Raw genomic sequence first — 26,738 nt, 5'->3', positions numbered from 1 at the left:
GAATGTTCCAGACCGCAGGCGGCGGTCCGCCGGCCCGGCCGACGCGGCCGGCGCCGGGGGCGGGACCCGTGCGGGGGCCCGGGAACATTGGCGCGGGGGCGCTGTTCGGCGGCCTGTCACATCCACCGTGAAAGGACATGGACCATGGCACTGCTTTCCAAGGATATCGAAAGCCTGGACGGCCTCTTCCTGCACACGCTCCGCGACATCTATTACGCGGAGAAACAGATCGAGAAGGCGCTGCCCAAGATGGCGGACAAGGCGTCGGACGACGGCCTGCGGCAGGCGTTCCGCTCGCATCTCGAGGAGACGCACGAGCATGTCGCGCGGCTCGACCAGGTCTTCGAGCATATCGGCGAGAAGGCCTCGGGCGTGACCTGCCCGGCCATCGACGGCATCATCGAGGAGGCGGAGGAGATCTCGGACGAGATCGCCGACAGCCAGACGCTCGATGCCGCGCTTGCCGCCGCCGCGCAGGCGGTCGAGCACTACGAGATGAGCCGCTACGGCAGCCTTGTCGCCTGGGCGCGCCAGCTCGGTCATTCCGAGAGCGCGAAGATCCTCGAGGCGACGCTCGACGAGGAGAAGGAGGCCGACGCCAAGCTGAACAAGGTGGCGCTTGACCGCCTGAACGCTGCCGCCTGAGGCGACGAAGGACGACCGGGTGCCGTCCGCCGGGGCGGCGCCCGACGCCCCGGCGGCTGGTCCGCCGGGGCTTTTCGGTCCGGCAGGGCGTGTGGGTCGTCAGGACGGCGTCCGTGTGCGGTAGCGCCGCATGCCCCAGGCCGCCGTGATCCCGTGGAGCGCGATCGAGAGCGCGACGGCCAGGCTCGTCACGTGCCAGGCCTGCGGATCGCCGAGGCGGTGCTCGGCATGCAGCGCATAGAAGATCGCGGCGACCCCGAGCGGCCCGAACCAGCCCATGAAGACCGCGTCGCGACGCTCGACCATGGCCCCCGCGAACGGCGCCGTGGCGGCGAGGGCAAGCGGCCGGCGCAGCAGGAGCACTGCGAGCGCGAGGCCCGCCCCGGCCCAGCCGAGCGCCGCCCAGTCCGACCACGGCAGGACCGCGCCGAAGAGCACGAAGATCGGCAGGTTGAACAGGCGGCTGATCGCTTCCTGCACGTCCTCGGTCTCGAACTCCTCGGAGGTCGCGATCCCGAGGTTGAACGTGGCGCCGGCGGCGAAAGCCGCGAGGATGCCGTCCGACCCTATCAGGTGCACCGTGGCGAGCACCCCGAGCGACAGCGCGATCGACATGCTGAGGAGCGACTGTTCCTCGATCCAGCCGCGATCGTCCGAGACGCGGAGCGCCCGGGCCGCCAGCATGCCGATCACCGCGCCCACGATCACGGCCAGCCCCACGCCGCGCAGGACCGCGTCGAGCAGCCAGTGCGCGAGCGGGGCCATCCCGTCCGGCGGGTCGAGAAAGGCGAGCGGCAGCAGCACGAACGGATAGGCGAGCCCGTCATTGGTCCCGGCCTCGAGCGAGAGGGTGGAGCGCAGGCGGTCGGGCAGGCTCCGCGTCGCCGCGCCGCCGGTGACGATCGACGAGGACACGACCGGGTCGGTCGGCGTCAGGACCGCGCCGACGAGGAGCGCCGACATGGGCGAGAGGCCGAGCACCGCCCAGCCGAGTCCCGCCGAGACGAGCCACATCACCAGCATGCCGACGCTCAGAAGCAGCGCCACCGGGCGCAGCAGCCGGCGGTAATTGCCGGGCGGCGTCCGGAGCGCGATCCCGAAGACGGAGATCGCGAGCGTGTAGCGCGCGGCCTCGCGCAGGATCGTGTGGCCCTCCGCCCACTCCCCGGGCCGCAGGACTCCGAGCCCCACCGGCCCGACGGCGATGCCCGCCCCGAGCGCGAGAAGCGGCTTCGACACCGGCAGCGTCTCCACCCGGGCAGAGACGAGGCCGAGGCACACGACCACGAGGCCGACGAGCGCGAGCGCGAGGGTGATCTGGTCCATGGGCGAGCTCCGGTGGCTGTCGCCGGCCGGAACAGCGCGCGGCCCGGCATGTTCCCCGACCGCCTGCGCGCGCCCCGTCCGCGGGGCGGGCGCGAACAAATCCCGGGCCGGGATGTTCCCCCGCGGGCGTGCGGGACGGCTGCCCGCGCGCCGGACCTGACAGCGGAGGACTGCATGAACGAGCTCGAGATCCAGGCGCTTGGCATGTCGCGGAGCGGGAACCACGCCATCGCGAACTGGATTTTCCGGCAGGCCGAAGCGCCGAAGCTTCTCCTGAACTGCGCCGAGGGCAAGACCGACCCGTTCCTGTCGGCGCGTCCGCTGATGACCGGGGGACCGGTCTGGCGGGCGGTCGATGCCGCCGGCCGCGCGGACCTCGCGCACCGGTCGCGGTCGCGGCGCCTGCTCTACCACAGCTACGAGGACAGCTGGCTCGCGCATGCCTTCAGCGACAAGCTCGAGCGGCACCACGACGCCTGGCTCGGGCCCTCGCGGCGGCGGGTCCGGCTGCTCGTGCTTCGCGACCCGTTCAACCTGTTCGCCAGCCGGCTGCGCATGGGCGCGGCGCTGTCCCCGCATGTCAGCCGCCGCATGTGGAAGCAGCACGCGCGCGCGGCACTCGGGCGCGGGCGCAAGGTGCCGGACCTCGTGGTCGTGCTCTACAACCGCTGGTGCCGCGAACCGGCGTACCGGGCGGCACTTGCCCGCGCGCTCGGGCTCTCGCCCTGCGATGCCGGGCTCGACGAGGTCGCGGCGACCGCGGGCGGCAGCTCCTTCGACGGCCTCCTCTACGACGGGCGGGCGGGTCAGATGCCGACCGGCGACCGCTGGCGGGCCTATGCGGACGATTCCGAATGGGCGGCGCTCATCGACGACGAGATGTGCACGCTGTCGGAGGACCTGTTCGGCCCGGCCCCGTGGCAGGCGCCGGACCGCGCGGCGCTAGGCTGACGCCGCGGCGTAGATCGCGTCGAGCGTTTCGGCCACCTGCACGGCATGGCACGCGGCCGGGTCGAAACGCGGGTCGCGTCCCACCACCCGCGCCCAGGCGGCGAGGGCCCGCCCGCCCCACGGATCGGGGGGCTCGGCGATCCGTTCGGACCGGGTGCCGTCGAAGCGGTCGGCGACGAAGTCGAAGAATGAGCCCTCGACATTGCGCAGCGCCGCGCCGCCCCGGTCGCCGTAGACCTCCGCCGCGATGACCGCCTCGCGGCCCGCCGGCAGGGTCCACGAACAGGCGAGCCGCACCAGCCGGTCGTCGTCGGTCGCCAGCATCGCTGCCGCGAAATCCTCGACCGCGCCCGGTGCGGCCTTCCGTCCCCCGGCAGACAGGTGCGCCGCGCGGCAGCGCAGCGGCGCGTCCCCGAGAAGCGTAAGCCCGTAATCGACGAGATGCGTGCCGAGGTCCATGAGGCAGCCGCCGCCCGCAAGCTCGGCCTGCCGGTACCACGCCTTGTCGGGGCCATAGGCATTGTGGAAGGTCAGGTCGACCGCGTGGACGCGGCCGAGCGCACCCTCGGACACAAGCGTCCTGACCGCGCCGAAGGCCGCCGCGTACCGGTAGCTGAAATCGACGCCGATGCACCTGTCGGCGCGGCGCGCGGCGTCGATCACGCGGCTGGTCTCGGCCGCGTCACGCGCGAGCGGCTTCTGGCAGAACACCGCCTTGCCGGCCTCGAGCACCGCGATCGACTGCGCGGCATGCAGGGCCGAGGGGGTCGCGATCACGATGCCGTCGAGATCGCCTGCCGCCATCTCCTCGAGCGTTGCGCACGTGGCCGCCCCGGGCGCGATCGCTGCCGCGGCGGCACGGCTTTCCGGGTCGGGCTCGCAGAGCGCGGCGATCTCGGCCGCGTCCGTTTCGGCCAGCGCGGCAAGCCGCATGCGCCCGATCCAGCCAAGCCCGGCGAAGCCGAGCCGCGGCCGCGGCGGGCTCAGCGGCACGCGATCACCGCCTTGACGAAGGCGCCGGGCTTGTCGCGGGTGTCGTTGAGCGCGCGGTCCAGATCCTCGAGCGGGTAGGTGTGGGTCAGGAGCCGCCCCGGATCGATGCGCCCCTCGAGCGTCGCCGCGATGCCGCGGCGGATCCCGTCGAGCTGCACCGACAGGTCGCGTTCGTGCGCATTGATCGCGTCGAAGCCGCGCCAGTTCCAGAGCTGCATGTTCACCTGGCGCGGCCCGTCCTGGTGGTAGCCCGCGATGACGAGCCGCCCGCCCTCGCGCACGAGGTCGGCGGCGAGGTCGAGCGGCGCCTGTGCCCCCACCGCCTCGATCGCCACGTCGCAAAGCCGGCCGCGCGTGCGGTCACTCACGTGCCCCACGATGTCCCGCGCGTCGCCGAGGGGCAGGGCCTCGGCCGCGCCCATCTCGCGGGCAAGCTCCAGCGAGGATTGCCGGCGCGAGATCGCGGTCACGCGCGCCCCCGCCGCGCTGGCGAGCCGGGTCAGGAGCGCACCTAGGAACCCGATGCCGACGATCGCCACGTCGTCGCCGGCGGCGATCCGGCTGCGGCGGAAGATGTTCATGGCGCAGCCGATGGGCTCTCCCGGGAAGGGCTGGCCGTCGAGTTCGGGCGGCAGGACCACGGCGTTGCCGGCCGGCACTGTCTCGTGCGTGGCATAGCTCGCCCCGCCCAGGAACGCGACACGCTGGCCCGTGCGCAGGGTGTCGACGTCCGCGCCGACCGCCTCGACGACGCCCCAGCCCTCGTGGCCGGGCGCGCCCGGATCGGTCGGAAAGCCGGTGCCGGGTCCGCCTGCCCATGGCCCGAGATTCGAGGCGCAGACCCCCGTGCCCTCGAGCCGGATGCGCACCTCGCCCCGGTCGGGCGCGCGAATCTCGATCGGGCCGATCCCGATCTGGCCGGGTGCGAGGAGGCGGGCCGCTCGTGGGGTTCCCTCCGCCGCGGGATGTCTGTCGCCCCCGAGAAGGGCCGGGCCGGGATCGTTCATCGCGTCACTCCGTCGGAAATCTCTCGGGCGGGGACGCCCGTGCTTCGGGGCGTGAGAACAGGATCTTCCGGAAGATGTTCCCGGCGGGCGGGGTTCCGCGGGCGAGCGGCAGCAGCTGGAACATAAGCGTGAAGATGCTGTTCTGGGCGCTCACCTGACCAAGGACATGCAAGGGGGCGCAATGCCGACCACTTTGATCACCGGAGGATGCGGCTTCATCGGGCGGCACGTCGCCCGCGAGCTCCTGGCGGCGGGCGACGACGTGGTCCTCTACGACGCCCTGATCGACCAGGTCCATGGCGGCTCCGGGGCCGAGAGTCCCGAGGGCGCGCGGGTGATCCGCGGCGACGTCCGAGATGCAGACGCGCTCGACTCGGCGCTGCCGGGGGTCGACCGGATCGTGCACCTCGCCGCCGAGGTGGGCGTCGGGCAGTCGATGTACGAGATCGCCCGCTACGTGGGCGTGAACGACCTCGGCACCGCGGTCCTGCTCGAGGCGGCCGCGCGCCACGAGATCGGCCGCATCGTGCTCGCCTCCTCGATGAGCGTCTACGGAGAGGGGCTTTATGTCGCCAAGGACGGCACGCCCGTGCCAGATGCGCGCCGCCGGCCCGAGGACGCGGCGCTTGGCCGGTGGGAGCCCCACCGGGACGGCGTCGCGCTGCAGCCGGTCCCGACCGACGAGACGAAGCCCGTCGACCTCGCCTCGATCTACGCGCTGACGAAGTTCACGCAGGAACGCGCGGTGCTGATCTTCGGCGAGACCTACGGCGTCGACGCGGTGGCGCTGCGCCTCTTCAACGTCTTCGGCGCCGGGCAGGCGCTGTCGAACCCCTATACCGGCGTGCTCGCGAACTTTGCCGCGCGCATCGCCAACGGCCAGCGCCCGACGATCTTCGAGGATGGCGAGCAGCGCCGCGACTTCGTGCACGTGGAGGACGTGGCCCGCGCCTTCCGCCTGGCGCTTCAGAGCGGCGATGCCGCGGGGCGGGTGTTCAACGTGGGTTCGGGCGAGGCCTACGGCATCTCCGAGGTGGCGCGCCGGCTGGCGGCCGCGATGAACCGGCCGGACATCACGCCCGAGATCCTCGGCAAGGTCCGCAAGGGCGACATCCGCAACTGCTTTGCCGACATCAGCCGGGCCCGGGCGCAGCTCGGCTTCGTGCCGCGCCACCGGCTCGAGGACTCGCTCGTCCCTTTCGCCGCCTGGGTGGCGTCAGCGGGTGCCGAGGACCGCGGGGCGCAGATGCGCGCGGAACTCGAGGCACGGGGGCTGATGGCATGATCTTCGGCCTCTCCTGTCCGGCGGCGCGGGTCTGCGACGTCTCCGACGCGGCGATCGCCGCCACCGGCGCGACCGCATTCCGCGTCCCGCTGACCGCCGCCGACCTGGCGGAGCCCGGGGACCGCACGCGGCTCAGGGACGCGCTGACCCGTCTGGCCGACCGCTTCGAGGTGCTGCCCGCGCTCGACATCGCGGCCGCAGGCGATGCCTGCGCGGACGTGGACTGTGCCCGCGCGCTCGACCGCCTGATCGCGCTCTGCGGCGACGCCGTGCGGCGGATCGAGCTGCGCTGCCTCGGCTGGGACGGCGCGGGCGACTCGCGTCTCCTGGCCGCGCTCGACGCCGCGACCGACCGGATGCGCGCGATCGGCATCGCGCCGGTGCTGGGCGGACCCGGCACCGCGCGGGCGGACAGGCTGAGGCGCCTGCAGGCGGCCGGTGTGCTGGCGCGCGTGGACGCGGTGGCGCTCGAGACGCCGGGGCGCTCCGATCCCGACTGGCTGGCGCGGGTCGCCGAGGCCCGGGTCGAGATCGCGGCGCTCAAGGCCGGAACCGGCGTCTGGATCACCGATGCCGCGGCACCGCGCGAGGCGACCGCGGCGTCCGGTCTGCGCCATTTCTGCGCCGCGCGCGATGCCGGTGCTGACCGGCTCTACTGGCGCGGCGCCGCGGAAGCCGGGGCCGACGCCAACCCCGACCGCACGCTCGTCGCGCGGCTCCTCGCCGAGGGCGGGCCGGAGCGGGTCCGCAGCCTGTCGGAGATGGCCGCGCCGCGCACGATCCGCCGTGCGCGCCCGGTGCTCGTCACCGGCGGCAGCGGCTTCATCGGCAGCAACCTCGCCGAGAGCTTCCTGTCGGACGGCCACGACGTCGTGGTCTACGACAACCTCGAACGGGCGGGCGTCGTGCGGAACCTCGACGGGCTCGCCGCGCGGCACCGCGACCGGCTGCACGTCGTGCCGCAATCGCTGCTCGACCGCCAGCCGCTGACCGAGGCGGTCCGCGATGCCGGTGCGATCGTGCACCTCGCGGGCCAGACGGCGGTGACCACGTCCATGACCGCGCCGATCCGCGATTTCGACGTGAACGCGCGCGGCACGCTGCTGCTGCTCGAGGCGATGCGCCGGGACAATCCCGGCGTGCCGCTGGTCTTCGCCAGCACCAACAAGGTCTACGGCCGGCTCGAGGCCGTCGAGGTGGCCGAGGACGGCGACGCCTGCGCACCCCGCGACGCGGATCTCGCCCGCCGCGGCATCGGCGAGGATGCGGAGCTGTCGCTTGCCACGCCCTACGGATGTTCGAAGGGTGTCGCCGACCAGTACGTGCTGGACTTCGCGCGCAGCTACGGGCTGCGCACGGCGGTCCTGCGGATGAGCTGCGTCTACGGGCCGAACCAGTTCGGCACCGAGGACCAGGGCTGGGTCGCGCATTTCCTGCTGCGCGCGCTCGAGAACGGGCCGATCACGCTCTTCGGGTCGGGCCGGCAGGTGCGCGACGTGCTCTACGTGGACGATGCGGTCGATGCCTATCGCCGCGTGCTCGACCGGATCGACGCGGTCTCGGGGAAGGCGTTCAACCTGGGCGGCGGTCCGGCAAACGCCGTGAGCCTGCTCGCGCTCCTGCGCGAGATCGAGGCGGTCACGGGCCGGACGGTCGACGTGCGCCACGCGCCGTGGCGGCCGGGCGACCAGCCCTGGTTCGTGTCGGACTGCGCCCGGCTCGGGGCGGCCACCGGATGGGCCGCCGCGACCGGCTGGCGCGATGGCCTCGCCCGGCTCGCGGCCTGGTTCACCGGCACGGCAGACGGCGGGACAGCCGTCGAACGGAAGACCGCATGACGCCGCAGGATCCCCGCCCCGCCGGACGGCCGGACCGGCCCCTGCGCTTCGTCTTCTACACGCATTCGCTGGTCTCGGACTGGAACCACGGCAACGCGCATTTCCTGCGCGGCATCCTGCGCGCGCTCGAGGTGCGGGGCCATCACGCCCGTGCGCTCGAACCCGCGGACGGCTGGAGCCGGCGCAACCTGGTCGCGGCGCACGGGGACCACCACATCGACGAATTCGGCATCCTCTTTCCCGACCTGGGCACGAAGACCTACGGCCCGCGTTTCGACCACGAGGAGGCGCTCGAGGATGCGGACGTCGTGGTGGTGCACGAATGGACCGACCCCGCGCTCGTCGCGCGCCTCGGGCGGGCGCGGGCCCGCGGCGCGCGGTTCCGGCTGCTCTTCCACGACACGCATCACCGCGCGGTCAGCGACCGGCCCGGCATCGCGGGCCTCGACCTCGACGGCTACGACGGCGTGCTCGCCTTCGGGGCGGCACTGCGCGAGGAATACCTGCGCGCGGGCTGGGGACGGCAGGTCTTCACCTGGCACGAGGCGGCGGACGTGAGCGTCTTCCGCCCGATGGCCGCGCCCGCGGCGCGCCGCGACCTCGTCTGGATCGGCAACTGGGGCGACGGCGAACGCGGCGCGGAGCTCGAGGAATTCCTCGTGCGGCCCGCCGCCATGCTGTCGCTCGACGCCACCGTGCACGGGGTGCGCTACCCCGACCACGCGCTCAAGAGGCTGGACCTGGCCGGGATCGACTATCGCGGCTGGGTCCCGAACGTGCAGGTGCCCGAGGTCTTCGCGGCCCACCGCGTGACCGTGCACATCCCGCGGCGGCCCTATGTCGAGACGCTGCCCGGGATCCCGACGATCCGGCCGTTCGAGGCGCTCGCCTGCGGCATTCCGCTGATCTCGGCGCCCTGGGACGACGCCGAGGGGCTCTTTCGCGAGGACGACATGCGCCGTGCGGGCGATGGCGCGGCGATGCGCGCGCACCTGCGCGAGCTCCTGTCCGATCCCGAGGCGGCCGAGGCGCAGGCCGCGCGCGGGCTCGAGACCATCCGCGCGCGCCACACCTGCGGGCACCGCGTCGAGGAGCTGTTCGACATTCTCGCGGCCCTCGGAACGGCCGCCCCGCAGAACAGGGAGATCATCACATGACCCGACTGGCCTTCTACGGATCGAGCCTGCTGTCGAGCTACTGGAACGGCGCCGCGACCTATTACCGGGGCCTGCTGCGGGCGCTGGCGCAGCTCGGCTACGACATCACGTTCTACGAGCCCGACGCCATGGACCGCAGCCGCCACCGCGACATGGAGGAACCCGACTGGGCCCGGGTCGTGGTCTACGAGGCGACGCGCGAGGGCCAGCGCGCCGCGGCGGCCGAGGCGGCGCTGGCGGACATCGTCGTGAAGGCGAGCGGCACCGGCTACGAGGACGACCGGCTGCTGCGCCTCGTCATGGACGCGGCCCGGCCGGGCGCGCTGCGCATCTTCTGGGACGTGGACGCGCCCGCGACGCTCGCGCATCTCGCCCGCACGCCCGATGCGCCGCTCGCGCGGCTCCTGGCCGGGCTCGACGTCGTGCTGACCTATGGCGGCGGCGACGCCGTGGTGTCCGCCTACGAGAGGCTGGGCGCGCCGGCCTGCGTGCCGATCTACAACGCGCTCGATCCTGACACCCATTTCCCGGTCCCGCCCGATCCGCGCTTCGCCGCCGACCTCGCCTTTCTCGGCAACCGGCTGCCCGACCGCGACGCGCGGGTCGAGGAATTCTTCTTCGGGCCCGCGCGCCGGCGGCCCGAGCTGACCTTCCTGCTCGGTGGCGCGGGCTGGGCGGATGTCGACCTGCCGCCCAATGTCCGCTGGATCGGCCATGTGCCGACGGCCGACCACAACGCCTTTCACGGCACGCCGCGCATGGTGCTGAACATCGCGCGCGAGGACATGGCGCGCACCGGCTTCTCGCCCGCGACCCGCGTGTTCGAGGCGACGGGCGCGGGCGGCTGCCTCGTCACCGACGCGTGGGAGGGCATCGAGATGTTCTTCGAGCCCGGCCGCGAGGTGCTGGTGGCAGGAGACGGCGCCGCGCTCTGCGACATCCTCGACGACACCCCGACCCACAGGAACAGCGGGCTGCGCGCGGCCGCGCATCGCCGGGTGCTGGCCGATCACACCTATGCGGACCGGGCGCGCAAGGTCCACGCGATCCTGCACGCCCGCGCGCTGACGCCGGAGAGCGCGTGATGCGGGACGGTCTCAACATCGTCGTCTTCGGCCTCTCGCTGTCATCGTCCTGGGGCAACGGCCACGCGACCACGTTCCGCGCGCTCCTGCGCGGCTTCGCCGCCGAGGGGCACAGCGCCACCTTCCTCGAGCGCGACGTGCCGTGGTACCGCCCGCACCGCGACATGACCGATCCGGAGTTCTGCCGGCTGGCCTTCTACGACGACATCGACGCCGTCCTGGCCGAACACGGCGCCGAGATCGACGCGGCCGACGCGGTGATCGTGGGATCCTACGTCCCCGAGGGCGCGCGCCTGATCGACGCGCTCGGGGCGCGCGGGGTGCGCAGGCTCTGCTTCTACGACATCGACACTCCGGTCACCATGGCCGCGCTCGAGAAGGGCGGCGACGCGCATCTGGAACGGCGGCAGGTGCCGCGGCTCGACACCTATTTCTCGTTTTCCGGCGGCCGCGTGCTCGACACGCTGCGCAGGCGGCACGGCGCGCGGAACCCTGTGGCGCTGCACTGCGCGGTCGACCCCGACCTCTACCACCCGGTCGACGTGCCGCGACGCTGGGACCTGGGCTATCTCGGGACCTACAGCCCGGACCGGCAGCCGACGCTCGAGCGGCTGCTGCTCGAACCCGCGCGGCAGCGTCCCGAGCTGAGCTTCGTCGTCGCGGGCCCGCTCTACCCCGAGGACATGCGCTGGCCGCCCAACGTCACGCGGATCGAGCATCTGCCGCCCGACGCGCATGTGGCGTTCTACGCCGCGCAGCGCTTCACGCTGAACGTCACGCGCGCCGCCATGCGCGCGCAGGGCTGGTCGCCGAGCGTCCGGCTGTTCGAGGCGGCGGCTTGCGGCGTGCCGGTCGTGTCGGACACCTGGCCGGGACTTGGGGAGCTGCTGCCCGAGGGCCAGGCGATCCTGACCGCGGCAGAGACCGCGGACATGCTGCGCATCCTCGACGACACCGACGACACGCGCCGCGACCGCATCGCGCGGGCGGCCCGGGCGCGGGTCCTCGAGGCGCATACCGGACGGGCGCGGGCACGCGAACTGGCCCGGGCCCTGTTGGAAGGGGCCGTCGCATCCCGCGGCGGCGACGCAAGAGAGGCAGCGACGTCATGAGCCTGCACGAACATCCCATCACCGTGGTCGCGGGAGGCGCCGGTTTCATCGGCGCCCATCTCTGCCGAAAGCTTCTGGACCGGGGCGCGCACGTGCTCTGCATCGACAATTTCGACACCGGGCGCGAGGTCAACATCGCGGATCTGCGGCCGGACGGACGGTTCTCGGTGCTGGCCCGCGACATCTCCGAGCTGGCCGAGCTGCCGGGGCGGATCGTGCGGATCTTCAACCTCGCGAGCCCCGCATCCCCGCCGCACTACCAGCGCGACCCGGTGCGCACGCTGATGACCAACGTGCTGGGCACCGGCAACCTTCTGGCGCTCGCGCGGGCGCACGGCGCGCGCTACGTGCAGGCGTCGACCAGCGAGGTCTACGGCGACCCCGACCGCCATCCCCAGAGCGAGGACTATCTCGGCCGGGTGAACTGCACCGGCCCGCGCGCCTGCTACGACGAGGGCAAGCGCGCGGCCGAGGCGCTGTGCTTCGACCACGTGCGCGTCGCCGGCATCGACGTCCGGGTCGCGCGCATCTTCAACACCTACGGGCCGGGCATGCGCGCGGATGACGGCCGCATCGTCACCACCTTTCTCGTGCAGGCCTTGCGGGGCGAGCCGATCACCGTCTTCGGCAGCGGCGAGCAAACGCGCAGCTTCTGCTATGTCGACGACCTGGTCGAGGGGCTCGTGCGGCTGATGGAGGTCGACACGGCCCCGGAGGGGCCTGTGAACCTCGGCAATTCCGACGAGCGGAGCGTGCGCGAGCTCGCCGAGTGCGTGATCGCGCTGACCGGGTCGAAAAGCCGTCTCGCGTTCCGGCCGCTGCCGGAGGACGACCCGAGATGCCGCTGTCCCGACATCTCGCGCGCGCGCACCCATCTCGGCTGGCGGCCCGTCGTGCCGCTCGACGACGGGTTGCTGCGCACGGCGCGGTGGCTGGCGCGCGAACTGGGCGCGGCACCTGCCGCCCGCCGGCCGGTGGATGCCGCGGAATGAGCGTCGCAGCCCGGCATCACCGCCCGCTCGCCGACCGCATCGCGGAACTCGGACCGTGGTTCCAGAACCTGCGGCTCGACGGGATCGAGACCGCGCCGGACCATCCGCTCGGCGATCATCCGAGGGCGAAATGGGAAGGCTTCGCGCATGTCCTGCCGGACGACCTTCAGGGGGCGAGCGTCCTCGACATCGGCTGCAACGCGGGCTTCTTCGGCTTCGAGGCGCTCGCGCGCAACGCGGGAGAAGTCGTGGGCATCGACACCGACTCGCGCTACCTCGACCAGGCGCGGCTCGCGGCCGAGGTCAAGGGCATCGGCGAGGACCGCCTGACGTTCCGCCGGCTCGACGTCTACGAGGTCGGCCGGCTGGAGCGGCGGTTCGATCTCGTGATCTTCATGGGCGTGCTCTACCACCTGCGCCACCCGCTGCTGGCGCTCGACCTGCTGTACCAGCACGCGGTGGGCGACCGGATGCTGTTCCAGTCGCTGCAGCGGGGCGCGCCTGGCGTGTTCCGCCCGGCCGAGAACCTGCCCTTCGATGAGACCGAGGTTTTCGACCGTCCCGACTGGCCGAAGCTGCACGTGGTCGAGCGGCGGTATGCCGACGATCCCACGAACTGGTTCATTCCCAATGCCTCGGCCAGCGCGGCTCTTCTGGGCGCGAGCGGCTTCGACATCCTCGAGCGGCCGGCCGAGGATGTCTGGCTCTGCCGCAGGGGACAGCGCCCGTGGGGCGTGACACCCTTGCCCTGCGGGCTGTAACGGCGCAGATCTGGCGCAGGACGGGACAGACAGGAGCGCCGGATGCGCAAGCGCGAAGGAGCGCTGAGCGACGTGATCGAGGAGATGCGCCATGCCACCGGCGGCTGCCGGGCGGGCAGGGTGTCCGTCGGCGACCTCATCGGCGCGCTCGACGAACGCGGCTACGGCGCGGCGCTGGCCGTGCTGCCGCTGCTCGAGCTGACGCCGGTCGGCGGCATCCCGGGCTTTCCCACCCTCCTCGCGGTGACGATCGCCATCATCACCGTGCGGATGCTGCTCGGCTACGAGCATCTCTGGGCTCCGGGCTGGATCAACCGCCGTACGCTCGATGCCCGCAGGGCCGAGGCCTCGCTGGCCTGGCTGAAACCCGTGGCGGGCCGCATCGACGCGCAGCTGCACGAACGGCTGGTGCGGCTCGCCGGGCCGGTCGGGCGCCGCGTCGCCGGCATCGCCATCCTCTGCGTCCTCCTGACGGTCCCGCCGCTCGAGGTCGTGCCCTTCGCCACCTCGGCGCCGATGGTGGTGACCTCGCTCTTCGGCCTCGCGATCCTCTTCCGCGACGGGCTTCTGATGCTGGTCGCGGGCACGGCGCTGGCGGCGGCGATGACGGGCAGCCTCTGGCTGCTGTTCGGCGGAGGCTGAGCCGCGGGGAACAATTGCCGCCGCCCCCTGTTTGCGGGTCCGACCCGACCAGAGGAGCGACCCCCATGGTAACCACCGTAGGAACCGAGAACTCGACCGAGAAGCTCATCGAGAACTGCATCCTGCTCGAGCACGACGCGATCGCCGCCTACGAGACGGTCATCGACCGGTTGGAGAGCACCGAGTTCCGCGCGCGCCTGCGCGACTTCCGCGACGACCACCTGTCGCATCTCGACGCGCTCAAGGCCATCGCGGGCGAGCATGGCGTGGCGGTGCCCGAGAGCGGCGATGCCAAGGAGATGATGACCACCGGCAAGATCAAGCTCGCCGATTTCGTCGGCGATGACGGCACCATCCTTCGGGCCATGACCACGAACGAGGCGGACACCGTGTCGGCCTACGAGCACGCCGTGGCCAACGACAACCTGCCCGCGGCGATGCGGCCGATGGTCGAGAGCGCGCTGGCGGACGAGCGTCGCCACAAGGACTGGATGGAGCGCAACTCCACCCGCGGCTGAAGCGACCGGGCGAGAGGGCGAGGCATGGCACGGCAGATGGATCTCGCGGTGATCGGCTCGGGCGTCGTCGCCCGGTCCGTGGCCACGGCCATGGCAGGGGACGGCTGGTCGGTCGCTGTGATCGACCGCAAGCCGCCGGCCGGCACCTGCGTCCTGCGGGGCTGCGACCCCAAGAAGGTGCTGCGCGATGCCGCGGCCGTCGTCGACCGCGCGGCGCGGATGCAGGGGAAGGGCCTTGCCGGCACGCCGGTGGTGCACTGGCCCGACCTCATGGCGTTCAAGCGCGGCTTCACCGACAACGTGCCCGCGCAGCAGGAGGGAATGTACCGCGACGCGGGCATCGAGGTGATGCATGGCACCGCGCGCTTCACCGGGCCGAACGAACTCGACGTGGACGGCGAGACGGTGACCGCGCGCCACGTGGTCCTGGGCGTCGGCGCACGCCCGCGGCCGATGGACGTGCCGGGCGCGGAATGCCTGATCGACCACGAGGCGTTCATGGAGCTGCCCGCGCTGCCCGGACGGATCGTGTTCGTCGGCGGCGGCTACATCGCCGCCGAGTTCGCCTCGCTCGCCGCCCGCGCGGGCGCCGAGGTCACGGTGCTGCAGCGGGGCGACCGCCTGCTGGCCCCGTTCGATCCCGACATGGTGGCGCATGTCTCGGGCGCCCTGCCGCCCGGGCTGACGGTGGCCACGGGCGCCGAGGTCACGTCGATCGAGCGTCAGGGCGGCGTCTTCGTGGTGCGCCACAGGATCGACGGGCGACAGGCCGAGGTCGAGGCCGACTGCGTGGTGCATGCCGCGGGCCGGGTGCCCGACCTCGACGCGCTCGACCTTGCCGCCGGGGCCGTCGATACGGAGGGCGGAAGGCTCGTCCTCGACGACCGCCTGCGCAGCGTGTCGAACGAGACGGTGCTGGCCGGTGGCGATGCGGCGCAGGTCGGCCCGCCGCTGACACCCGTGGCGAGCCACGATGCCGACGTGATCGTCGCGAACCTGCGCGGCGAGGCGAGGTGCCCCGATTACGGCGCGGTGCCGAGCGTCGCCTTCACCATTCCGCCGATCGCCTCGGTCGGCCTGCACGAGGCGGACGCCGGCGACGACGTGGAGGTGCGGGGCGCCGACGCCACGGACTGGTTCTCGGCCCGCCACGTGGCGGCGCCGGTCCTTGCCTACAAGACGCTGTCCGATGCGGCGACGGGCCGGATCCTCGGCGCGCATCTCGTGGGGCCGCATGCGGACGAGATGATCAACCTTTTCGCGGTGGCGATCCGCGCGGGCATGACGGTGTCCGAACTGCGCGACGTGATGTTCGCCTATCCCACCTCGGGGTCGGACATCCCGTCCATGCTCTGACCGCCGCGCGGTCGGGAGCGATGCAGGAGGCGCCCGGGCCGCCGCCACGAACCCCCGCAGGTTGAAGGAGGAGGTTTCCCCATGAGTCCAGCCGTTGCCGCCCCCCGTCCGGAGGAAGCGCTGTCGCTCTTCCGCGACGTGCGGGCCCGGACCGAGGCGCTGGTCGCGCCGCTCGCGCCCGAGGACACGATGCTCCAGTCGATGGAGGACGCGAGCCCCGCCAAGTGGCACCTCGCGCACACCACGTGGTTCTTCGAGGAGTTCATCCTGCGCCCGCGCCATGCCGGGTACCGCTCGCCCGACGACCGTTTCGCCTTCCTCTTCAATTCCTACTACGTTCAGGCCGGCCCGCGGCACGCCCGCGACCGGCGTGGGCTGATCTCGCGGCCGGGGCTCCCGGCGGTGCGCGACTACCGCGCCCACGTGGACGCAGCGCTCGACGACCTTCTCGGCCGGGGCGGCGATCCCGGGATCGCGGCGCTGGTGGAGCTCGGCTGCCACCACGAGATGCAGCACCAGGAACTTCTGGTGACCGACCTCCTGCACGGTCTCTCGCACAATCCGCTGCTGCCTTCCTACCGCGACCCCGAGCCGATGCCGGTGACCGAGGAGGTGCCCCTGGGCTTTACCGGCCACGCGGGCGGGCTTGTCGAGATCGGCCATGATGGCGGCGGCTTCGCCTACGATTGCGAGGGGCCGCGACACCGCACGTGGCTCGACCCGTTCGAGATCGCCGACCGGCCCGTCACCAACCGCGACTGGATCGCCTTCATGGAGGCGGGCGGCTACGCCGACGCGACGCTCTGGCTGAGCGACGGCTGGGCGCGGCGCGGCCAGGAGGATTGGGACAGCCCGCTCTACTGGTGGCGGCAGGATGGGTGCTGGTGGACCTACACGCTGCGCGGCCCGCAGCCCGTGAACCTCGACGCGCCGGTCTGCCACGTGAGCTATTACGAGGCCGACGCCTATGCCCGCTGGGCCGGGGCGCGCCTGCCGACCGAGGCCGAGTGGGAGGTCGCGTTCCGCGACCGCCCCGTCGCGGGCAATTTCCTCGACGAGGGGCAGCTCCGGCCGATGCCGGGCGGCGGTCCCTGGGGCGATGTCTGGGAATGGACGCAAAGCCCGTTCACGCCCTATCCGAGTTTCCGCCCGCCCGAGGGCGCGATCGGCGAATACAATGGCAAGTTCATGGTGAATCAGATGGTGCTGCGCGGCGGGTCCTGCGCGACTCCCTTGGCACAGATCCGCCCGACCTACCGGACGTTCTTCTATCCGCACCAGCGCTGGCAGATGCTAGGCCTGCGCCTTGCCCGGGACGCCCGGCCATGAACCGGCCGATGACCGTGAACGCCGCCCTCGTGGCGGAGGCGCTGGACGGCCTGCGGTCGGATCCGAAGGTGCTGCACCCGAAATGGTTCTACGACAGCGCCGGCAGCGCGCTCTTCGAACGGATCACCGAGTTGCCTGAATATTATCCCACACGCACCGAGGTGGGGATCCTGCGCGCCCACGTGGACGCCCTGGCGCGCCACGTGCCCGAGGACGCGGCGCTGATCGAGCTCGGCAGCGGGGCCAGCACCAAGACGCGAATCCTGCTGGATGCCCTGCGGCAGATCGCGGTCTACGTGCCCGTCGACATCTCGCGCGACTTCCTCGCCGGGGTGGCGGCCGATCTCGACCGCCACTATCCGGACCTGGTCGTGGCGCCGGTCGCGGGTGACATCATGCAGGACCTGCCCCTGCCCGAGCCCGCGCGGCGGCGCCGGAAGGTGGGTTTCTTTCCCGGCTCGACCATCGGCAACCTCGACCCCGCGGAGGCCCGTGCGCTCTTGCGGCGGGCGCGGGACTGGCCGTACGTCGCGGCCTTCGTGCTGGGCGTGGACCTCGTCAAGGACCGCGACACGCTGGTCCGCGCCTACGACGACCGGCAGGGGATAACGGCGGCCTTCAACCGCAACATGCTGCATCGCCTGAACCGCGAGGCGGGGGCGGATTTCGACGTCGCGAGATTCGACCACGAGGCGCGCTGGAACGACGATCATGCGCGGATCGAGATGCACCTCGTCGCGCGCGCGCCGCAAAAGGTGCGGATCGGCGGCGAGACCGTGTGCTTCGCCCCCGGCGAGAGCGTGCGAACCGAGTGCAGCCACAAGTACACGCGGCAGACCCTGGGCGACCTCGCGGGCGCGGCAGGCTGGCGGGTCGCGGACATGCCGACCGACGAGGGCGGGCTTTTCGCCGTGGCGATCCTGGTGCCCGCGCCCGCCTGAACGCGCAGCCGCCCCCCCTCGAAGGGAGAGGCGGCCGGGGCGCGCGGGTCGGTCCGCCCCGGCCGTTTGCGTCAGTCGTCCTCGGGCAGGGCGTAGACGGCCACCTGGTCGCCCAGCTGGTCCTTGATGATGGTGTTGCCGCCCGCGACGAAGGCCACGTATTGCCGGCCCTCGTGTTCGTAGACGGCGGGGTTCGCCACCGCGGGGGCCATCACCGTGTCCTCCCACAGCTCCTCGCCGGTCTCGAGGTCGTAGGCGCGCACCTTGGCGTCCATCGTGCTGCCGATGAAGATCACGCCGCCGGCCGTCACGGCAGGTCCGCCGATGGTGGGCGACCCCATGCTTTCGGGCATGTAGAAGCCGAATTTCTGCGACGCGCCGATGGGGCGGCGCCATTTCTGCTCGCCCGTCGTCATGTCGATCGCCACGAGTTCGCCGTAGGGCGGCTCCCAGCAGGGCATGCCGAGCCAATTCAGCGCGGTGAAGAGCTGCATGCCGTAGGGCGCGCCTTCCTGCGGGCTGAAGCCGGTCTTGTTGCCCGACCCGGTCGCGACCTCCTCGTATTCGCCGCGCGGCACGAGCTGGATCACCTGCAGGATCCGCGAGGTGTTCATGATCGCGGTCTGGCTCTCGGGATCGAAGGCCACGCCGCCCCATTGCACGCCGCCCGCGCTGTCGGGAAAGGCAAGCGTGCCGGGCGCGTCGGTGGTGGGCGGCGTGTACATGCCGCGATAGGTGCCGTCCTCCACGAGGCGCGAGCAGCCGCCGAGGCTGACGAGGTCGGCCGCCCACCAGACGCCCGGCTTCTCGGACTGGTCGAGCAGCGGCGCGGGCCGCGTCGGGAAGGGCTGGGTCGGCGCGTAGTATTCGCTGGCGATGTCGCCCGCCGGAACCTCGCGTTCCTCGATCGGCCAGACCGGTTCGCCCGTCTCGCGGTTCAGCACGAAGAGGAAGCCCATCTTCGACGCCTGCATGAGCGCCGGGATTTCCTCGCCGTCCACGGTGATGTCCATGAGCGTCGGCGCGGAGTTCGTGTCGTAGTCCCAGATGTCGTGGTGCACGATCTGGTAGGACCATTCCACCTCGCCGGTCTGCAGGTCGACCGCGGTGACGGAGGTGGCGAGGGGAATCTCCTCCTTGCGGTTGCCGCCCCAGTAGTTTGGCGAGGGCGAGGACACGGGCAGGTAGGCGAGGCCCAGTTCCTCGTCCACCGACATGGCGGTCCAGACGTTCGCGGTGCCGGTCTGCGGGCGCATCTCCTCGGGGATGAAGTTCACGGTCCAGCCGAGTTCGCCGGTGCGCGCGTCGACCGAGAACACGGTGCCCGGCGGTGCCTCGGCCGAGGCCCAGTCCTTGCCGGCCCAGCCGATGATCAGCTGGTCGCCGGTCACGGTCGGCGGCTGCAGCAGCGACAGCGGCCAGCGGTCGTTGGTGTCGTTCCACTGGTTGACGTCGAGCACGCCGCCATCGCCGAACTCCTCGCAGAGCGCGCCGGTGTCGGCATCGACCGCGTGCAGCTGCGCGTTCATGGTTCCGAGATAGACGATCTTCTGGCAGGGCTCGCCCTCGGCGGGCTCCTCCGCTTCCCAGTAGGCCACGCCGCGATTCTTGAGCGCGGGCTGGGTCATGGCCTCGAGCGGGGTGCCGGAATCGTAGGTCCACCGCTCCTCGCCCGTGGCGGGATCGAGGGCGAAGATGCGGTAGAACGGCGTCCCCAGATAGAGCGTCTCGTTGGCGTAGACCGGCGTCGCCGACCAGACAGAGGTCGGAAGGTCGCCCGAGCCGTCCGAGACGTCGCCGGTGTGGACTTCCCAAACCTTCTCGAGCCGGCCCACGTTCTCGGCAGTGATCTCGGTCAGCGGCGAATATTTCTGCGCGCTGAGCTGGCCGTGGAAGCTGTCCCAGGTCGCGCCCTCAGGCACGAGAGGCACCGGCGCGCGGGCCGAGCGCGGCGCGGGCTCCTGCGGCTGGTCCGCGGGAGCGGGGCTCGCGTCCTGCGCCGGGGCATCGGGGTCGGTCGGGGCGTCGTCCTGGGCATGGAGCGGGAAGGCGACGCAGGTGCACATTGCGAAGGCGGCGAGACGTCTCATGAGGGGAGTGCTCCTGACTGGTGCCGGTCGTGGTCGCGGAAACGGGCGAGACCCATGTCGAGCAGCACGCCCACCAGCGCCGCGACCATCGTCCCCGCCACGATCCAGGCGTGCAGGAACAGCGCGGCGGTGAAGGTGCCGACGATGCCGAGGACGGTCAGCGTCCGCCAGAACCCGCGGCCGGACGAGGCCACCATGAGGATGAGGCCCGCGAGCGCGAGAAGCCCGCAGGCGACGACGACGATGAGCGCGCCGAGCGTGCCGGTGACGCCCGTCAACGGGGTCAGGTACTCGTAGAGCGCGGCGATCAGCCCGACGAGGGCGGCAACCGTCAGCAGCGCCGCGCCCATCCGAGAGATGAGTGAATCTGTCATGTGATCTCCTTCTTCCGGGTGAACATGCCAACCCGGCCGGTGTTCCATCCGCTCGTACCGACGGCGCCGTTCAGGTGGCGCCGAGCCCTGCATGCCGTTCGAGGAAGGTGATGAGCGCGCCCTCGTGCGCGCGGAGCGGCCCCGGATCGGCGGGATCGAGCGCTGCGAGCAGCTCCGCCCGCTCGCCCTCGGGCAGCTCGGCCAGCGCGATCACGGCAGGGTGCACGTAGCTCTTGCGCGCGATGGCCGGCGTGTTGTGCAGCCGCGCCGCGGCGGCCCCGGTCATGTCCGCGATGCGCAGGGGGCCCGGGCGCATCGCCTCGGCGAAGGCGGCGAGCGTGCCGTTCCATGTGCGGAAGGTCTTGGCGGTCATGTCCTCGCCGCAGCAGTCGTGCAGAAGCGCGTTGACCTCCTCGGACCGGACGGTGTGCACCGCGCCGTCGTCGTCCTGCCACGACATCAGGTCGCCGCCCGGCAGGTCGTGCACCTGCTGCAGTGCCCGTTCAAGCCGCCGGCCCCGCAGACGGCAGGTCACCGGCGTGCCGCGCTTTCCGGGAAAGGCGATCTCGACCCCGTTCTCGTCGAAGCTCACGTGCTCGTCGCGCAGCGTGGTCGCGCCGTAGCTGTCGTTCTCCCGCACGTATCCCGGCGCGCCGATCCGGATCGCCGATCGGTCGATGAGCGCCAGCACCGCCGACAGCGCGAGGTCGCGCGATCCCGCCTCGGCAGCAAGGCCGCGCGCGATGCGGGCGCGGATCCGCGGCAGGGTCCGGCCGAACGCGGCGAGGCCCTCGAACTTGCGGCGGTCGCGCTGCGCGAGCCAGTCGGCGTGGTAGCGGTACTGCTTGCGCCCGCGCGCGTCGCGGCCCGTCGCCTGCAAGTGCCCATGGGGCTTGGGCGAGATCCAGACATCGGCATAGGCGGGCGGCACGGCGAGGCTGTCGATCCGGGCACGTTCGTCCGCGTCGCGGATCAGCGCACCGCCCGGGGCATAATAGCTGAAGCCGCGCCCGCGGCGGCGGCGCGTGATCCCGGGCCGGTCGTCCGGATAGTAGAGTAGCCGGGCCATCGGCGACGTCGCGGTGCCGCGTCCCGGGCCTAGTCCCAGTCCCCCTCGAAGAGCGGCTCGACCGGGTGACGCGACTTGACCATGCGCAGGCGGCGGATGGCCTCGGACGAGCCGTAATCCTCGTCCTCGGTCTGCATGTCGATCCCGTAGGCGCGTTCGGGATCGTCGCGCGCGCCGACCAGCACGAACTCGCCGCCCTCGGCATCGAGAAGCCGCACGTCCTCGCTGGCGAAGCGGCGGCCGCGGAACTCCTCCTGCAGTTTCCGGGGGTAGTCGGCCTGTTCGTCGTCCGACAGGCCCGCGTTGCGGGGCGCCCCCTTCTCGGGGTTCTTGATCGAAAGGGCAAAGCTCGCCTTGGGCGCGATGTTCAGCTCGGCCTGCACCTCGCCCGGCGCGTCGGGCAGTTCGAGCTCGTAGGAGAGGTGCATCTGCCCGTCCTCGAGCGAGACCACGTATACGCCTTCGCCCGCGGGCCGTGCCGCGGGCAGGTGCCGCCTGCCGCGCGTCTTGGTGTCGTAATCCTCGCCGCGAAGGTCCTTCTCGATGTCGGCGGCGCGGTTCGCCACCGTCTCGACGAAGCCCCAGAGGCGCTCGTGCGCCGAGAGCCTGGGCAGGCGCTTGCCCCCGACCATCATCATCCGGACCGTGCCGCCGCCCCTCGGGCGCAGCACGAAGCCGAAGCGCTGCACGTCGTCGCGCCCTTCGGGATCGTCCTCCTCGACCTTCGGACGGAAGAAGAAGAAGATGTCGCCGTCCTCGAGGATCTCGGTTTCGGTGTCCGCCATCGCTGCGCTCCTTGATCGTGCAGGAGGCAAACAGCCGGCCGGAGCCATTGTTCCGCCGGCGCCGGGAGGTGGGGGACCGGACGCGGCCCCCCAGGTGTGTTGCCTACTCGGCGGCGCGGGCGGCGGCCTCTGCCTCGCGGTCTGCGCGCGCGGCCTTCCAGCGGCCCCAGAAGCCGTAGATCAGCGACACGAGGCTCAGCCCCAGGAGGAGCGCGGTGATCGGGCGGCTCGCGAACTCTGCATAGCTGTATCCCGAGATCATGAGGCCCTGCCGCAGGCTCGTCTCGGCGATGGGGCCGAGCACGAGGCCGATGATGAAGGACGCCACCGGATAGCGCATGGCCTTCAGCACCACGCCCACGACGCCGAAGGACAGCATCACCGCGATGTCGACCATGTTGCCGTTCAGCCCGTAGACCCCGGTCATGCACATCACGACGATGGCCGGGCCCACGACCGCGTAGGGCACCGTCAGCACGAGCGCGAAGTAGCGGGCGGCGCGTACGCCGAAGAACAGCATCAGCACGTTCGCCAGCATCATCGAGATGAAGACGGAATAGACGAGCCGGGTGTTCTGCTCCATCAGGAGCGGCCCGGGCACGATGCCGTGGATGGTGAGCCCGCCCAGCATGACGGCGGTGGTGGCGCTGCCCGGGATGCCGAGCGCGAGGAGCGGGATCATCGAGCCGCCGACCGCGGAGTTGTTGGCGGATTCGGGCGCGGCGATGCCCTCGGGCTCGCCGGTGCCGAACCGTTCGGGATGCCGCGACCAGCGCACCGCCTCGGAATAGCTGATGAAGGACGCGGTGGTGGCGCCGACGCCCGGCAGCGCGCCGATGATGGCGCCCAGCACGGACGACCGGCCGAGCGTGCCCTTCATGCTGCCCAGTTCCTTCAGCGACGGCAGCTTGGTCGAGACGTCGGTGATCGCCTCCTTGCTGTTGCGGCCCTCGCCGACGCGGGTCAGCACCTCGGCCAGGGCGAAGGTGCCGATGATGACCGGCACGAAGCTGATGCCCGTCAGCAGCATGTTGTTGCCGAAGGTGTAGCGCCCGACGCCGGTGATCGGGTCGAGCCCGACCGTCGCCACCGCGAGCCCGATGAACCCGGCCGCCAGCCCCTTGAGGATCGACCCGCCCCCGATCGAGGCGATGGCCGTGATCCCGAGGATCGCCAGCGCGAAATATTCGGGCGGTCCGAACTGCAGCGCGAACTGCGCCATGGGCGGTGCGAGGAGCATCAGCACCAGCGTGCCGAAGATGCCGCCGAGCGCCGAGGACGCCAGCGCGATCCCGAGCGCGCGGCCCGCCTGGCCCTTCTTGGCCATGGGATAGCCGTCGAGCGCGGTGCATGCGGCCTCGGGCGAGCCCGGCGTGTTGAACAGGATGGCCGAGATCGACCCGCCGAAGGTCGCGCCCACATAGACCCCGCCGAGGAGCAGGAGGCTCTGCTCGGATTCGAAGGCGTAGGTGAACGGGATGAGCAGCGCCACGCCGACGATGCCGGTCAGGCCCGGGACCGAGCCGAACACGATCCCCCAGACGACGCTGAAGAGGATGAAGAAGAGGTTGACGGGGCTGCCCACGATGTAGGTCAGCGCGTCCATGTAGGCCGACATTGCGCGATCTCCCGTGGGGTCAGTAGAGCATGAGGCTGAGGTCGTAGAAGACGCCCGTGCCCCGCGGCAGCGGCAGGCCCAGGACGTAGGCGAAGACGACCGTCAGGAGCACGGTGAAGACCGGCGAGAAGACGATCTTGAGCCATCTCGGTCCCGACGGCAGCATGAATGCCGCGATCCAGAGGAAGGCGAGCGTCGACAGCAGGAAGCCGATCCGGCCGAACGCGACGAAATAGGCGACGACGAGGAGACCCATCGCGGCCATGCGGCCGATCGCGGCCCAGTCGGGCCCGGGTGCGTCCGACCCGGCCGCCGCACGTTCGCGCAGGAGCGTCCGCACGTTCTGCACGGTGATGAGCCCGGTGATCAGCGCCATCAGCCCGAAGATGATCTTGGGCCAGAAATCGGTGTCGATGAGGGCGTAGCGCGGCGAAGTCGGAAAGGCGTTGGCGATCAGCCAGAACCAGATGGACAGCGCGAACAGCGCGCCGGAGAACACCGCGTCGAGAATGCGTCGGGACATGGTCCGCTCCTGGAACGTCGTCTGGGGGGATGAGCGGGCGCGGCGGGCGTGACCCCGCGCGCGCCCTGTCCGCAGGGCGGGATTACTCGATGTAGCCCAGTTCGCGCAGGACCGTGGTGTAGGTCTCGACCTCGGAGTCCACGAAGGCCTGGAATTCCTCGAGGCCGATGAGCTCGGAGCGGTACTGCAGCGCGTTCTGCGCCTCGAACTCCTTGTAGCTCTCGGCGGCCACGGCCTCCTCGATCGCGTCGTAGAGGGTTTGCGCCTGCGCCGCGTCGTCGTCGGCGTGCATGGCGAAGGCGCGCCAACGGCCGAGCGTCACGTCGTAGCCGAGTTCCGCCGCGGTCGGCACGTCCGGCAGTGCGTCGAGCCGTTCCTCGGAAAAGACCGCGAGCGCGCGCATGTCGCCGGATTCGGCGAGGCCGCGGGCGGGGCCGTATTCCTCGAACATCGCGGTGACCTGTCCGCCTAGCGTGTTCGACACCATCTCGGACGAGCTGAACGGCACGGTGGTCAGCATCGTGTCGCTCTCGAGCCCGAGCAGGCCCACCACCACGTCGTCGAAGCCGGCGGCGCCGGTCACGCCCACGGTGACGCGACCGGGGTTCTCCTTGGCCGCGGCGAGGAAGTCGTCGAGGGTCTCGTGCGGGCTGTCCGCCGGAACCCAGAGCAGCGCCTGGTCGTACTGAACGCGGGCGAGCGGCATGAGCTCGTCGAGGTCCATCCGTCCCTGGATGTGGCCGATGACCTGCGCGGGCCCGAGGCCCAGCAGCGAATGGCCGTCGGCGGGACGCTGGATGAAGTTCGTGTAGGCGGGCACGCCGCCACCGCCCTGCACCGAGATCGGCACCATCTGTTCGCCGGTGATCTCGGACAGCGGTTGCGCCACGGCGCGGATGAAGCGGTCGGTGCCGCCGCCGGGCCCGTATTCGTGGATCACCTCGATCGTGCGCGAGGGATAGTCCTGCGCCTGCGCGACCGGCGCGACAAGCGCTGCCACCCCGGCAAGCGTCGCGGCCCTGGCGGCCGAATGGAACGTCGTGATCTTCATCATCGTCTCCTCCCTTTGGAACGCAATGCGCCTGTCGGCGCGGATGGCGTGCCCCGACCTCCCGTCCGGGGCACGCGCGCGGGTCTTCGGCGTCACTCCGCCGCGATGGCGGGGGACGGCATCTCGTCGAGGACATCCATGGCGGCGCGCACGCCGTCCTTCTGGTGCGGGACGCCCGCCTTGCGCAGGCCGAGCTCGACCCCGCCGAGCGTGCCCATGAGCATCGCGTCGTTGAAGTCCCCGAGATGACCGATGCGGAACACCTTGTCGGCGACCTTGGACAGCCCGTTGCCGAGCGAGATGTCGAAATGTTCGAGCGTGGTGGCGCGGAACGCGTCCGCGCTGTGCCCCTCTGGCATCATGACCGCGGTCAGCACGCCGCTTTCCTGTCCCTGGCGGGCGCAGAGCACCTCGAGCCCCCAGGCGCGCACTGCGGCGCGCGTGGCCGCCGCGTGCCGCTGGTGCCGGGCGAACACCCGGTCGAGCCCTTCCTCGTGCAGCATCGCGATCGCCTCGTTGAGGCCGTAGAGCAGGTTGGTGCCCGGCGTGTAGGGGAAGTAGCCCGTGCCGTTCGGCCCGCTCATGTCCTGCCAGTCCCAGTAGGATCGCCGCATGCCGCCGGCCTTCGACACCTCCATCGCCCGCTCGCTGACCGCGTTGAAGGACAGCCCCGGCGGCAGCATCAGGCCCTTCTGTGAGCCCGACACCGCGACGTCGACGCCCCATTCGTCGAAGCGGAAGTCGATGGAGGCGAGGCCCGAGATCGTGTCGACCATCAGCAGCGCGGGGTGCCCCGCGTCGTCGATGGCACGGCGCACGTCGGCCACCGGCGACACCGACCCGGTCGACGTCTCGTTGTGCACGACGCAGACCGCCTTGATCTCGTGGGCCTTGTCCTGCCGCAGTCGCTCGGCGATGGCGTCCGGGTCCGCGCCGCCGCGCCAGTCGCCCTCGATGAACTCGGGTTCGAGCCCCAGCCGGCGGGCCATCTTCATCCAGAGCGTCGCGAAATGGCCTGTCTCGTACATGAGGACGCGGTCACCTTCGGACAGCGTGTTCGCCAGCGCCGCCTCCCACGCGCCGGTGCCCGAGGCGGGGTAGATGAACACGTGCTGCGAGGTCTTGAAGATGCCCTTCATGCCTTCGAGCGCGGTGCGGCCGACCTCGGCGAAGTCGGGTCCGCGATGGTCGATGGTCTGCGCCGAGATGGCGCGCAGCACGCGGTCCGGAACGGCGCTCGGCCCGGGGATCTGAAGAAAGTGGCGGCCAGCCCTGCGGGACATCTGTTCC

25 protein-coding genes are annotated in these 26,738 nt (G+C 71.6%); 14 read left to right on the top strand and 11 right to left on the bottom strand.

The genetic code is table 11. From position 1 onward, the window contains the following. Positions 1–144 precede the first annotated feature (144 nt). Complete coding sequence (locus RISW2_RS10140; protein ID WP_043770021.1) at positions 145–645, top strand: YciE/YciF ferroxidase family protein; 501 nt, start codon at positions 145–147, stop codon at positions 643–645. Between the two features lie 99 nt (positions 646–744). Here RISW2_RS10140 and RISW2_RS10135 read toward each other — a convergent pair whose 3' ends face one another. Next, positions 745–1,971: a cation:proton antiporter domain-containing protein gene (locus RISW2_RS10135; RefSeq protein WP_043770018.1), complete on the bottom strand. Its 1,227-nt coding sequence runs from the start codon at positions 1,969–1,971 to the stop codon at positions 745–747. A 174-nt stretch (positions 1,972–2,145) separates the two neighbouring features. Here RISW2_RS10135 and RISW2_RS25035 point away from each other — a divergent pair, with 174 nt between their 5' ends. Beyond that, entirely contained in the window at positions 2,146–2,922 is a 777-nt protein-coding gene (locus tag RISW2_RS25035; RefSeq protein WP_043770014.1) for a hypothetical protein, read from the top strand. On the opposite strand, the gene RISW2_RS10125 is transcribed toward RISW2_RS25035, so the two are convergent. After that, the gene (locus tag RISW2_RS10125; RefSeq protein ID WP_043770011.1) at positions 2,914–3,915 is read right to left on the bottom strand and encodes a Gfo/Idh/MocA family protein; all 1,002 of its coding nucleotides are present in this window, start codon (positions 3,913–3,915) and stop codon (positions 2,914–2,916) included. The two genes, RISW2_RS25035 and RISW2_RS10125, sit on opposite strands and share 9 nt — an antisense overlap. After that, on the bottom strand, positions 3,906–4,922 hold the full coding sequence (locus tag RISW2_RS10120; protein WP_043770008.1) for an MDR/zinc-dependent alcohol dehydrogenase-like family protein: 1,017 nt from the start codon (positions 4,920–4,922) through the stop codon (positions 3,906–3,908). The genes RISW2_RS10125 and RISW2_RS10120 overlap by 10 nt, the downstream gene beginning before the upstream one ends. Positions 4,923–5,103: 181 nt before the next feature. Between RISW2_RS10120 and RISW2_RS10115 the strand changes: the two genes are divergently transcribed. The 12 genes from RISW2_RS10115 to egtD all read left to right on the top strand — a co-directional run bounded on the left by RISW2_RS10115 (position 5,104) and on the right by egtD (position 17,938). Continuing rightward, entirely contained in the window at positions 5,104–6,207 is a 1,104-nt protein-coding gene (locus tag RISW2_RS10115; RefSeq protein ID WP_043770005.1) for an NAD-dependent epimerase/dehydratase family protein, read from the top strand. Beyond that, entirely contained in the window at positions 6,204–8,045 is a 1,842-nt protein-coding gene (locus RISW2_RS23470; RefSeq protein WP_051491921.1) for an NAD-dependent epimerase/dehydratase family protein, read from the top strand. The genes RISW2_RS10115 and RISW2_RS23470 overlap by 4 nt, the downstream gene beginning before the upstream one ends. Positions 8,046–8,086: 41 nt before the next feature. After that, on the top strand, positions 8,087–9,202 hold the full coding sequence (locus tag RISW2_RS10105) for a CgeB family protein (RefSeq protein WP_043770175.1): 1,116 nt from the start codon (positions 8,087–8,089) through the stop codon (positions 9,200–9,202). After that, positions 9,199–10,287: a CgeB family protein gene (locus tag RISW2_RS10100; protein ID WP_043770002.1), complete on the top strand. Its 1,089-nt coding sequence runs from the start codon at positions 9,199–9,201 to the stop codon at positions 10,285–10,287. Before RISW2_RS10105 ends, RISW2_RS10100 begins: the two co-directional genes overlap by 4 nt. Continuing rightward, positions 10,287–11,399: a CgeB family protein gene (locus RISW2_RS10095; RefSeq protein WP_043770001.1), complete on the top strand. Its 1,113-nt coding sequence runs from the start codon at positions 10,287–10,289 to the stop codon at positions 11,397–11,399. Before RISW2_RS10100 ends, RISW2_RS10095 begins: the two co-directional genes overlap by 1 nt. Then, complete coding sequence (locus RISW2_RS10090; protein ID WP_043769999.1) at positions 11,396–12,391, top strand: UDP-glucuronic acid decarboxylase family protein; 996 nt, start codon at positions 11,396–11,398, stop codon at positions 12,389–12,391. Before RISW2_RS10095 ends, RISW2_RS10090 begins: the two co-directional genes overlap by 4 nt. Beyond that, positions 12,388–13,152, top strand: coding sequence for a TIGR04290 family methyltransferase (locus tag RISW2_RS10085; RefSeq protein WP_043769995.1), 765 nt, complete (start codon positions 12,388–12,390; stop codon positions 13,150–13,152). Before RISW2_RS10090 ends, RISW2_RS10085 begins: the two co-directional genes overlap by 4 nt. Positions 13,153–13,194: 42 nt before the next feature. Then, a complete protein-coding gene (locus tag RISW2_RS10080) occupies positions 13,195–13,794 on the top strand; it encodes an exopolysaccharide biosynthesis protein (RefSeq protein ID WP_043769992.1) in 600 nt (199 codons plus the stop codon). A gap of 65 nt (positions 13,795–13,859) precedes the next feature. Beyond that, complete coding sequence (locus RISW2_RS10075) at positions 13,860–14,312, top strand: DUF2383 domain-containing protein (protein ID WP_043769988.1); 453 nt, start codon at positions 13,860–13,862, stop codon at positions 14,310–14,312. Positions 14,313–14,336: 24 nt separating this feature from the next. After that, the gene (locus RISW2_RS10070; RefSeq protein ID WP_043769985.1) at positions 14,337–15,668 is read left to right on the top strand and encodes a dihydrolipoyl dehydrogenase family protein; all 1,332 of its coding nucleotides are present in this window, start codon (positions 14,337–14,339) and stop codon (positions 15,666–15,668) included. Between the two features lie 81 nt (positions 15,669–15,749). Then, the gene (egtB, locus tag RISW2_RS10065) at positions 15,750–16,997 is read left to right on the top strand and encodes an ergothioneine biosynthesis protein EgtB (protein WP_043769982.1); all 1,248 of its coding nucleotides are present in this window, start codon (positions 15,750–15,752) and stop codon (positions 16,995–16,997) included. Next, positions 16,994–17,938 (top strand): L-histidine N(alpha)-methyltransferase, encoded by a 945-nt coding sequence (egtD, locus tag RISW2_RS10060; RefSeq protein ID WP_043769979.1) that lies wholly within the window; start codon positions 16,994–16,996, stop codon positions 17,936–17,938. Before egtB ends, egtD begins: the two co-directional genes overlap by 4 nt. Before the next feature lie 71 nt (positions 17,939–18,009). Here the strand turns inward: egtD and RISW2_RS10055 are convergent, their stop codons facing one another. From RISW2_RS10055 to RISW2_RS10020, 8 genes are all read right to left on the bottom strand, one after another. Continuing rightward, the gene (locus tag RISW2_RS10055) at positions 18,010–20,028 is read right to left on the bottom strand and encodes a pyrroloquinoline quinone-dependent dehydrogenase (RefSeq protein WP_051491920.1); all 2,019 of its coding nucleotides are present in this window, start codon (positions 20,026–20,028) and stop codon (positions 18,010–18,012) included. Beyond that, entirely contained in the window at positions 20,025–20,402 is a 378-nt protein-coding gene (locus tag RISW2_RS10050; RefSeq protein ID WP_043769975.1) for a hypothetical protein, read from the bottom strand. The genes RISW2_RS10055 and RISW2_RS10050 overlap by 4 nt, the downstream gene beginning before the upstream one ends. 70 nt (positions 20,403–20,472) lie before the next feature. Beyond that, positions 20,473–21,471: a DNA topoisomerase IB gene (locus RISW2_RS10045; RefSeq protein ID WP_043769973.1), complete on the bottom strand. Its 999-nt coding sequence runs from the start codon at positions 21,469–21,471 to the stop codon at positions 20,473–20,475. Between the two features lie 29 nt (positions 21,472–21,500). Beyond that, entirely contained in the window at positions 21,501–22,256 is a 756-nt protein-coding gene (locus RISW2_RS10040) for a hypothetical protein (protein WP_043769970.1), read from the bottom strand. 103 nt (positions 22,257–22,359) lie between these two features. Beyond that, a complete protein-coding gene (locus RISW2_RS10035) occupies positions 22,360–23,874 on the bottom strand; it encodes a tripartite tricarboxylate transporter permease (RefSeq protein ID WP_051491919.1) in 1,515 nt (504 codons plus the stop codon). Between the two features lie 19 nt (positions 23,875–23,893). Beyond that, positions 23,894–24,397 carry a tripartite tricarboxylate transporter TctB family protein gene (locus tag RISW2_RS10030; RefSeq protein ID WP_051491918.1) on the bottom strand — a complete coding sequence of 168 codons (504 nt, stop codon included), beginning with the start codon at positions 24,395–24,397 and terminating at the stop codon, positions 23,894–23,896. Between the two features lie 82 nt (positions 24,398–24,479). Next, positions 24,480–25,451: a Bug family tripartite tricarboxylate transporter substrate binding protein gene (locus RISW2_RS10025; protein ID WP_043769967.1), complete on the bottom strand. Its 972-nt coding sequence runs from the start codon at positions 25,449–25,451 to the stop codon at positions 24,480–24,482. An 89-nt stretch (positions 25,452–25,540) separates the two neighbouring features. Further along, positions 25,541–26,731: a pyridoxal-phosphate-dependent aminotransferase family protein gene (locus RISW2_RS10020; RefSeq protein WP_043769964.1), complete on the bottom strand. Its 1,191-nt coding sequence runs from the start codon at positions 26,729–26,731 to the stop codon at positions 25,541–25,543. Positions 26,732–26,738: the final 7 nt, after the last annotated feature.

It is taken from the genome of Roseivivax isoporae LMG 25204 (assembly GCF_000521865.1).
In the GTDB taxonomy this organism is placed as follows: Bacteria; Pseudomonadota; Alphaproteobacteria; order Rhodobacterales; family Rhodobacteraceae; genus Roseivivax; species Roseivivax isoporae.
Note: the sequence above shows the minus strand (reverse complement) of the source record. Positions and strands in the feature narration are given on the sequence as shown.

Excerpts from the sequence above, each read along its gene's own strand:
- RISW2_RS10140 (WP_043770021.1), top strand. The coding sequence starts at position 145 with ATGGCACTGCTTTCCAAGGATATCGAAAGCCTGGACGGCCTCTTCCTG.
- RISW2_RS10135 (WP_043770018.1), bottom strand. The coding sequence starts at position 1,971 with ATGGACCAGATCACCCTCGCGCTCGCGCTCGTCGGCCTCGTGGTCGTG.
- RISW2_RS25035 (WP_043770014.1), top strand. The coding sequence starts at position 2,146 with ATGAACGAGCTCGAGATCCAGGCGCTTGGCATGTCGCGGAGCGGGAAC.
- RISW2_RS10120 (WP_043770008.1), bottom strand. The coding sequence starts at position 4,922 with ATGAACGATCCCGGCCCGGCCCTTCTCGGGGGCGACAGACATCCCGCG.
- RISW2_RS10115 (WP_043770005.1), top strand. The coding sequence starts at position 5,104 with ATGCCGACCACTTTGATCACCGGAGGATGCGGCTTCATCGGGCGGCAC.
- RISW2_RS23470 (WP_051491921.1), top strand. The coding sequence starts at position 6,204 with ATGATCTTCGGCCTCTCCTGTCCGGCGGCGCGGGTCTGCGACGTCTCC.
- RISW2_RS10100 (WP_043770002.1), top strand. The coding sequence starts at position 9,199 with ATGACCCGACTGGCCTTCTACGGATCGAGCCTGCTGTCGAGCTACTGG.
- RISW2_RS10095 (WP_043770001.1), top strand. The coding sequence starts at position 10,287 with ATGCGGGACGGTCTCAACATCGTCGTCTTCGGCCTCTCGCTGTCATCG.
- RISW2_RS10090 (WP_043769999.1), top strand. The coding sequence starts at position 11,396 with ATGAGCCTGCACGAACATCCCATCACCGTGGTCGCGGGAGGCGCCGGT.
- RISW2_RS10085 (WP_043769995.1), top strand. The coding sequence starts at position 12,388 with ATGAGCGTCGCAGCCCGGCATCACCGCCCGCTCGCCGACCGCATCGCG.
- RISW2_RS10080 (WP_043769992.1), top strand. The coding sequence starts at position 13,195 with ATGCGCAAGCGCGAAGGAGCGCTGAGCGACGTGATCGAGGAGATGCGC.
- RISW2_RS10075 (WP_043769988.1), top strand. The coding sequence starts at position 13,860 with ATGGTAACCACCGTAGGAACCGAGAACTCGACCGAGAAGCTCATCGAG.
- RISW2_RS10070 (WP_043769985.1), top strand. The coding sequence starts at position 14,337 with ATGGCACGGCAGATGGATCTCGCGGTGATCGGCTCGGGCGTCGTCGCC.
- egtB (WP_043769982.1), top strand. The coding sequence starts at position 15,750 with ATGAGTCCAGCCGTTGCCGCCCCCCGTCCGGAGGAAGCGCTGTCGCTC.
- egtD (WP_043769979.1), top strand. The coding sequence starts at position 16,994 with ATGAACCGGCCGATGACCGTGAACGCCGCCCTCGTGGCGGAGGCGCTG.
- RISW2_RS10055 (WP_051491920.1), bottom strand. The coding sequence starts at position 20,028 with ATGAGACGTCTCGCCGCCTTCGCAATGTGCACCTGCGTCGCCTTCCCG.
- RISW2_RS10050 (WP_043769975.1), bottom strand. The coding sequence starts at position 20,402 with ATGACAGATTCACTCATCTCTCGGATGGGCGCGGCGCTGCTGACGGTT.
- RISW2_RS10045 (WP_043769973.1), bottom strand. The coding sequence starts at position 21,471 with ATGGCCCGGCTACTCTACTATCCGGACGACCGGCCCGGGATCACGCGC.
- RISW2_RS10040 (WP_043769970.1), bottom strand. The coding sequence starts at position 22,256 with ATGGCGGACACCGAAACCGAGATCCTCGAGGACGGCGACATCTTCTTC.
- RISW2_RS10035 (WP_051491919.1), bottom strand. The coding sequence starts at position 23,874 with ATGTCGGCCTACATGGACGCGCTGACCTACATCGTGGGCAGCCCCGTC.
- RISW2_RS10030 (WP_051491918.1), bottom strand. The coding sequence starts at position 24,397 with ATGTCCCGACGCATTCTCGACGCGGTGTTCTCCGGCGCGCTGTTCGCG.
- RISW2_RS10025 (WP_043769967.1), bottom strand. The coding sequence starts at position 25,451 with ATGATGAAGATCACGACGTTCCATTCGGCCGCCAGGGCCGCGACGCTT.
- RISW2_RS10020 (WP_043769964.1), bottom strand. The coding sequence starts at position 26,731 with ATGTCCCGCAGGGCTGGCCGCCACTTTCTTCAGATCCCCGGGCCGAGC.